The 5,011-nt window shown below is 67.1% G+C and carries 5 protein-coding genes and 1 riboswitch; of the genes, 1 reads left to right on the top strand and 4 read right to left on the bottom strand.

Features of this window, described 5'->3' with window-relative positions; genetic code table 11:
- The 4 genes from ACFP9U_RS23770 to ACFP9U_RS23755 all read right to left on the bottom strand — a co-directional run.
- Nucleotides 1–215: ATP-binding cassette domain-containing protein (locus ACFP9U_RS23770; RefSeq protein ID WP_378625237.1), on the bottom strand; the 215-nt coding region annotated here is incomplete at its 3' end.
- The gene (locus ACFP9U_RS23765; RefSeq protein WP_378625239.1) at nt 212–1,213 is read right to left on the bottom strand and encodes a FecCD family ABC transporter permease; all 1,002 of its coding nucleotides are present in this window, start codon (nt 1,211–1,213) and stop codon (nt 212–214) included. The genes ACFP9U_RS23765 and ACFP9U_RS23770, both read right to left, overlap by 4 nt.
- Nucleotides 1,214–1,236: 23 nt before the next feature.
- Nucleotides 1,237–2,289 (bottom strand): ABC transporter substrate-binding protein, encoded by a 1,053-nt coding sequence (locus tag ACFP9U_RS23760; protein ID WP_378625236.1) that lies wholly within the window; start codon nt 2,287–2,289, stop codon nt 1,237–1,239.
- A gap of 150 nt (nt 2,290–2,439) precedes the next feature.
- A riboswitch (cobalamin riboswitch) is annotated at nt 2,440–2,679 on the bottom strand.
- Between the two features lie 61 nt (nt 2,680–2,740).
- Nucleotides 2,741–3,670: an NAD(P)/FAD-dependent oxidoreductase gene (locus tag ACFP9U_RS23755; RefSeq protein ID WP_378625235.1), complete on the bottom strand. Its 930-nt coding sequence runs from the start codon at nt 3,668–3,670 to the stop codon at nt 2,741–2,743.
- A gap of 319 nt (nt 3,671–3,989) precedes the next feature.
- Here ACFP9U_RS23755 and ACFP9U_RS23750 point away from each other — a divergent pair, with 319 nt between their 5' ends.
- Nucleotides 3,990–4,481: an Rrf2 family transcriptional regulator gene (locus tag ACFP9U_RS23750; RefSeq protein WP_378625233.1), complete on the top strand. Its 492-nt coding sequence runs from the start codon at nt 3,990–3,992 to the stop codon at nt 4,479–4,481.
- Nucleotides 4,482–5,011: the final 530 nt, after the last annotated feature.

Below are 5,011 nucleotides of genomic sequence, written 5' to 3'. Positions count from 1 at the left end.
CGGCGCGAGATGCGGCCAAGCGGCGTCCCCTCAAGCACGACCGTGCCCGAGGTCGGCGGGCGAAGGCCGGCGAGCATGGCCAGCAGGCTCGTCTTGCCCGACCCGTTCGGGCCGACGAGGCCGAGAAACTCGCCCGGTTCGACTTCGAGCGAGACACGGTCGACGATGGTCCGCCGCCCGGCCCGCCAGGTAAGATCATGCGCGGCGAGCCTCATCGTGCCACCGGCCGGTGGATGAGGATCATCGCGAAGGCCGGCGCCCCGACCAGCGCCGTCATGACGCCGATGGGAAGCACCTGTCCCGGTATGATCGTGCGCGACAGGATGTCTGCGGCGACCATGAAGGCCGCGCCGATCAGGGCGGAGGCCGGCAGCAGCACCCCATGGCGCACGCCCACCAGAAGCCGCGCCGCATGGGGAATGACCAGCCCGACGAAGCCGATCGGGCCGACGATGCTGACCATCGTCGCCGTCATGAAGGCCGCGGCCGCGATCAGCGCCGCATAGACGCGTTTCACCGGCACGCCGAGCGAGGCGGCGGATTGCGTTCCGAAGGCGAAGGCGTCGAGCGCCCGCGCGTGCCCCTGGCACAGGACGAATCCGGCGAGCGCCACGGGAACGGCGAGCCAGACATCCGGCCAGCGCACGCCGGAAAGGTTGCCCAGGAGCCAGAACATGATCCCGCGCGCCTGGTCCGCCGTGGCGGATTTGGTGACGATGAATGAGGTGAGCGCGTTGAAGAGCTGGGAGCCGGCGACGCCTGCAAGGATAATGGCCGCCGGGCCCCGGCCGGCTCCGAGGGCCAGGAGCGCGACGAGGCCGAAGGCGATCAGCGCGCCGGCGAAGGCGCCGAGCGACAGCGTCAGAAAGCCGGAGCCGAGCCCCAGGATCGCCACGGCCACCGCGCCGCTCGAGGCGCCCGCGGAGATACCGAGGATATAGGGATCGGCCAGCGCGTTCCTGAGCAGCGACTGGAGCACGGCGCCGCAAAGCGCGAGCGAAGCGCCGCAACAGGCGGCGACCAGCGCACGCGCGATGCGGTAGTTCCAGATGATGCCCTCGTCGATGGGGTCGAGCGCATAGCCCGCCGCCCAGAGGCGGTTCGCCACGGTCTTCAGAACGGTCTCGACCGGAATGGACGTTTCGCCGACGGCGGCGCCGAGCGCCACCGCCCCCGTCAGGGTAACAGCGGCGAGCGTACCGCCCGCGAGCAGGCGAACCGGTGCGGATGTGGTTCTCACTTGGCCAGACCCACTTGCGCAAGGCCCTCGGCCAGAACCTCGATCCCCTCGATCGTGCGGATGGTCGGGTTCATCGCCTGCGCATCCATGATCACGATCCGGTCCTCCCTGACCGCCGGCATGAGGCTGGTCACCGGATCGGTCCTGAGGAATTCCAGCTTCACCGCGAGATCGTCGGCGGGATAGCGCTGCCGGTCCATCTCGCCCGCGACGATGACCGTCGGGTCGGCCCTGGCGATGGTCTCCCAGCCGATGGTCGGCCACTCCTCCGCGCTGTCGAGCACGTTACGGACCCCGAGCGTCGACATGATGTAGGCCGGCGCGCCGCGACGGCCGGCGACATAGGGGTCGGTCTGAAGATCGGCGCTGGAGAACCAGAAGACGGCCGAGATGTCGCCCGTGAGCGTGGCGATCTTCTCCTTCGCCGCCGCCTCGCGTGCCTTCAGATCGGCGATCAGCGCCTCGCCGCGCTCCTTGACGTCGAAGATGCGGGCGAGGTCGTCGATCTCCCGGTAGATCAGGTCCATCGCAAAGGTCACGGTGCGCAAGCCGTCGCCGCCGGTCGAATTGTCCTTGCCGATGCAATCGGCGGGCGCGGTGTAGACGGGAATGCCGAGGTCGGCGAACTGCGCGGTCGTCGCCACAACGCCCTTCGGGCCGATCTGCGACTCGAATTGCGTGGTGACGAGGGCAGGCTTGGCCGAGAGCACGCTTTCGAAGCTCGGGGCATTGTCGGCGAGCCGCGGGACCTCGGCGTTCACCGCCTCGAATTCCTTGAGAACGGGGCCGAGCCAGAGCGCCGTCCCGACCACCTTGTCGGCAAGACCGAGAAGATAGAGGATCTCGGTCGAGCTCTGGCCGACCGAAACGACGCGCTCGGGCGCCTGCTCGAAGGTTATCTCCTGGCCGCAGTTGGTGAGCGTCAGCGGATAATGCGTCTGCTGCGCGAATGCAGCCCTGGGTGTGGCTGCGAAGAGGGTGGTGGCAGCGGCGAGAAGGAAACGGAGTGTGCGGCTGTACAAGTGTCTGGTCCTCCGGAAAGGAAGCATGGCGGCACGGGCCCTGGCGCCGGAGGCGGCGTGGGGCTCGCATGGAACGTCCGCTGCCGCCGGGATGGCGCAGCGGATCGTGGTCAATCGGTTCGGGAAATCAGGTCTGGCGTGTCGTCATGGTATCCTTTCCGAGCTTCCCCGCTCGTGATCGTGGACTTCCTTGACGGCAGGTCTCCTGGCTCACGGACCAACGGCCTTTCATCTGCCTTCCCGTGCCGGCCGGCACAGTGGCATGACGCGCGATCGCTGCGCGTCACGAGGATGATCGGCATCCGCTCACAGTTGCGGGGGCAGCCACGGATTCGGCCCCTTGCGGGTCTTCCTCACCGTGTTCCCTTTTAATCCCGGCGGCTTTCACCGCCGGGAACCGTCGGTGCCCAGTTAGAATGGGGAAAGCGCAGGACGTCAAGATGTCCGGCAGAAACCGCCTTCGATATCCATTGTTCTTTTACGCAGCCGCGCTGGAAGGCCGTTCCGCCGGCTCGCCGAAGATCAGCGACTGGTGCGCGCCGAAACCGGCCATTGCCCCGGAAGCGGCGGCGAGCGTGGCGTTCGTCATGGCGCTGGCGGCATCGCCGGCTGCAAGAACGCCCGGCACGCTGGTGCGCTGCCTGCCGTCGACGCGGATGAAGGGACCGGTCGGCCCATCCTCGAAGGCGCAGCCGAGCTGGGCGCCCAGATCGCTGGAGAGCGCGGTCTTCGGGGCGACGAACAGGCCCGCCAGTTCTATCGTCCGGCCGTCGGCGAGGCGGACCGCTTGAAGCGCCGGTGCCGTGCCTAGGAGTTCGACGATCGGCGTGCGCTCGATCGCGGCACCGCGCTCGGTGAGGAGCGCTTCCTGTTCCGCATCGGGTTCGAAGACCCCTTGCGTGAACAGGGTGGTGGGCCCCCAGTCGGGAACCAGCGTTGCCTGATGGACTGCGTTCGGTCCGCTCGCCAGCACGCCGATCGGCCCCCCACCCAATTCGTAGCCGTGGCAATAGGGGCAGTGTACGACCGACACGCCCCAGCGCTCCTCCAACCCTTCGACCGCCGGCAGGGTGTCGCGCACGCCGACCGCAAGAATGAGGCGCGCGCCAAGTTCCTCGCGGCCGTCGGCGAGCCTGACGCGAAAGGCATGGTCCTCCCGGCGCGCGGCGACCGCTTCGCCCTCGACCTGGACGACGGTCGGATAGGCGGAGAGCTGCCGGGCGGCTTTCGCCATGATGGCGGCGGGTGCTTCGCCATCCTGGCCGAGGAAGCCGTGGGAGGACCGCGCGAACCGGTTGCGCGGCTCTTTCTTGTCGACCAGCAGCACGCGGCGGCGCGCCCGCACCAGCTGCAGGGCCGCCGACTGGCCGGCGAAGCTGCCGCCGACGATGATCACTTCGAAGGACATTCGCTCATCTCCATGTTATGTATCTTTTCAAGTTGCATAACGGACAGCGCTCGTCAACACAGAAAACATCACTTGTTACGTGAGCACGTGTCTGATAGGAGGGAATGCGTGGGATGATCCGGGTGCCGGGGAATCGCGGGGCCCCAAGCCGGGCGTCATCCGGAAAAAGCGAAGCTTTGTCCAGGACCGGTACGTGGAAGAGCCACGGAGCGGATCCCGGACACCCTCCGCTTGGGGCCCCGGCTTCCGGGCGCCTGATACGTGTTCGTTTAGTCGGACCCACTCTCGAGAGATCACCGAAGGAAGGAAGGACCGACCGATGCGACGCGACAGCCGTCTGTCCAGGATGCTCCATGTGCTGATCCACATGGACCGCCACTGCAAGCGTGCCACCTCCGAGACCATCTCGGGCATGCTCGGGACCAATCCGGTGGTCGTGCGGCGCATGATGGCAGGCCTGCGCGACAAGGGTTACGTCACCTCCGAGAAGGGGCATGGCGGCGGCTGGGAGCTTGCCTGCGGGCTCGAGGCGATCACGCTGCTCGATGTCTATACAGCCATCGGCAGGCCGCCGCTCTTCGCCATCGGCCCGTCGGTCGATCACCCCGAGTGCCTCGTTGAGCAGGCGGTCGATGCTCGACTCGAGACAGCGCTGAACGATGCCGAGGCGCTTCTGCTCAAGCGGTTCGCGTCGATCACGGTCGCCGATCTGGCCGACGATTTCGTCACGCGGTTGGGAGACCGCGCGGCGGAGAGGGGGACGAGCTGCGGCGCGCACGACCATCAGCACGGCGGCCCGTCAGCCGCATAATGTCCGTTACTCGTCTCCTGCTTCGGAGGAGCGGGAGCCCCCTCTCTGGCGATTTCTAAGGCTTAGCTTCGCTAAACCCAAGAAATCGCTTTCTCCCCTGCCAGGGGGGAGATAACGCCGACGCTACCGTTGTTGCCAGTCGCCACGGTTTGCGAATTGCCGGCGCGCTTGTGCGGGCAGCTACATATCTCTTCTCTTGCGGGGGAGAAAGCGATTTCAACATCTTAGCCGAAGGCTAAGTGTTAGAAATCGCAAGTGAAGGGGCTCCGGGCTCCCGCCTTTCCAGTTTCCCTTAGAGATTCGCTGAAAGCACCGGCGATGGAATCCCATATGCGCCTACCTGCCTATGAGGGGAAGGTCGGCCGTTGCGGCTTGCGTCGGCCCTGCCTTGGCGGCACATTGCGCCCCGGTTTTCACCCCTTTCGGGAAGGACGCGACATGACCGAGCGCGGTGACGCGGCCGGTTGCCGCCAGGGACCGGCGGCCGGTCAGGACGGCTGGAGGAGGACGGCGCGCGGTTGGCGCCTGCC

This window comes from Nitratireductor sp. GCM10026969, assembly GCF_042660605.1.
GTDB lineage: Bacteria > Pseudomonadota > Alphaproteobacteria > Rhizobiales > Rhizobiaceae > Chelativorans.
Note: the sequence above shows the minus strand (reverse complement) of the source record. Positions and strands in the feature narration are given on the sequence as shown.

What these genes read in the sequence shown, in the direction of transcription:
- ACFP9U_RS23755 (WP_378625235.1), bottom strand. Translation starts at nt 3,670, where the DNA reads ATGTCCTTCGAAGTGATCATCGTCGGCGGCAGCTTCGCCGGCCAGTCG.
- ACFP9U_RS23750 (WP_378625233.1), top strand. Translation starts at nt 3,990, where the DNA reads ATGCGACGCGACAGCCGTCTGTCCAGGATGCTCCATGTGCTGATCCAC.
- ACFP9U_RS23760 (WP_378625236.1), bottom strand. Translation starts at nt 2,289, where the DNA reads ATGCTTCCTTTCCGGAGGACCAGACACTTGTACAGCCGCACACTCCGT.